Origin of the sequence: Chamaesiphon sp. VAR_48_metabat_135_sub (assembly GCF_031418915.1) — a bacterium.
Taxonomy (GTDB): Bacteria; Cyanobacteriota; Cyanobacteriia; order Cyanobacteriales; family Chamaesiphonaceae; genus Chamaesiphon.
On the sequence record NZ_JANOJV010000179.1, the window covers coordinates 1 to 2,114 of the forward strand.

Here is a 2,114-nt window from a genome sequence, read left to right on the forward strand (position 1 = left end):
GGTAATTTGATAGCTCTTTTCGATTCAGTTGCTTGACTGGCTGATAATGTCCCTAATCCTAATAACATTGGAATTAAAAACATTACTCGCGAAAGTTTAGAAATCGTAGCAATTTCACTACTTTCATTCCCCTTTTGAGAAGCAGCCGCAACAACTTGAGCAACATCATGAATGGAAACCCCACACCATAGTCCAAATTCGCGGGGGCTAGTTTGGAATAGCAAATCGAGTAATGGATATAACAACATTGATATCGTCCCAAATAATGTCACGATCGTCACCGCATAAGCGACATCTTCATCAGTAGCTTTAACCACACTATTTGTTGCCAATACGGCAGATGCGCCACAAATCGAGGTGCCTGCTGCGATTAATTGAGCTAATTTGCGATCGACTCCCAAATATGCTCCGAACCAACAGGTAAACATAAATGCACTAACTAACGTAACTAGCACAATTATTAATCCTGTCAAACCAACTGAAAATACTTGGACAAAGCTCAATTTCAAGCCTAATAAAATTACGGCTAACCGCAATATTTTCTTGAGTGAAAATGTGATTCCAGGCTTGTATACTGACCTGATACCGACAGTATTACGGATTGATACTCCGATTAGAACTGCCAAAATTAGGGGGCTGAAAATGTTGAGGCCAGGTAATTTCTGTAAACTAGTGGCAATCAGAGCTAATGCGGCTGTTAACAGTAGCCCTGGCAATAAATCAGCAGTCGCACTTTTAAAGCTAGGAATTGATAAATTCATTGATTTTAATCAAATCTTGAGCAATGGAATTAGATAAAGTACATGTCTGAATTTTGTGCCATTATTTCAGCTATTTCATCACTTTCAGCAGGCTCTATATTGAAGACACTGCGGAGAAATTGGCTATAGACTGGATAAGCATGAGCTTGATGATCATCAGTGGTGACGATAAAAAAAGGTGCGGCATTAATTTGATATTTGACAGCTAATGTATAGCCTTCGCTGGCAGGATCTCGCTCATCGGCGGTAACGAAAAGATCGATGTTGTTTCGCAATCCCCGTGCAGTCAGATCGGCGATGACTTTGGCTGATTTAGCACAGAGTTCGCCGTTCAATTTAATTTTTTGGACTAAGGTAATAGTTTTCATGGGAGTTTTAGGTAGAAAGAGGACTAGATCCGATCGCTGCTAATTAAATGCGCTGATTTATCAATAGCGATCGGTTTAAGATTAATTGGTCAAAGTTAGCTCTTGAATCGGGGTTTAAGTCTTATTTGTGGCATGAAGACCGCATTCTTTATCGTCGGGATTTTCCCACCACCAGCGTCCGGCACGCTCTGGTTGGTGGGGTGTAATTGCGCGGGTACAAGGCTCACAACCGATGCTCAGAAAGCCACGTTCGTGGAGACTATTGTAGGGAACTTGATTGGCGCGAATATATTGCCAAACTTGGGCTGAAGTCCAATTAGCCAAAGGATTATATTTAATCAGTTGATGTCCATCTGTCGAGAAAGCGGTGTCTATTTGAATCGCTGGCAGTGTCGATCGAGTTGAGGGATTTTGGTCTTGGCGTTGTCCCGTAATCCATGCCTCTAAGCTAGCTAATTTACGCCGTAACGGACGCACTTTGCGAATGCTGCAACATTCTTGGTGTCCATCTTGGTAAAAGCTAAATAGTCCTTTTTCCGTGACTAATTTTTCTACCTGAGTTGCGTCAGGGAAAATAATTTCAATATCGATTTTATAGTGATTCCGCACCCGATTGAGTAGTTGATATGTCTCAGGGTGCAGTCGTCCAGTATCGAGGCTAAATACCTGAACATCTGGATTAATTTTGTGAGCCATATCAATCAGGACGACATCTTCGGCACCGCTAAAGGAGACGGCGATTCGACCGAAAGATTTGAGGGCATGACTCAAAACTTCCTGTGGAGATTGCCCTGCAAGTTCCGCTTGGGCGTTGTCAATATTCAGACTGGATTGGATCATTGTCATGGTTTTTTCTGCTCTAATTCAATTATTTAAGGATCGTGATGCTCATCTGTAGGTTGGGTTGAAGAATGTTGGCGGTAGCGGAGCGTTTGCCCTAGCCATAGCCTTTCTGAAAGAAACAACCCAACGTTTCTAGGGTGTT

General features: G+C 42.3%; 3 protein-coding genes. All 3 read right to left on the reverse strand.

The features are described from left to right. A partial coding sequence (locus tag RMO55_RS13290; protein WP_310427217.1) for a putative sulfate exporter family transporter occupies window positions 1-761 on the reverse strand: 761 nt, incomplete at its 3' end. 29 nt (window positions 762-790) lie between these two features. Next, window positions 791-1,129: a hypothetical protein gene (locus tag RMO55_RS13295; RefSeq protein ID WP_310427218.1), complete on the reverse strand. Its 339-nt coding sequence runs from the start codon at window positions 1,127-1,129 to the stop codon at window positions 791-793. A gap of 114 nt (window positions 1,130-1,243) precedes the next feature. After that, the gene (locus RMO55_RS13300; RefSeq protein WP_310427220.1) at window positions 1,244-1,975 is read right to left on the reverse strand and encodes a phosphoadenylyl-sulfate reductase; all 732 of its coding nucleotides are present in this window, start codon (window positions 1,973-1,975) and stop codon (window positions 1,244-1,246) included. Between the last annotated feature and the right edge of the window lie 139 nt (window positions 1,976-2,114).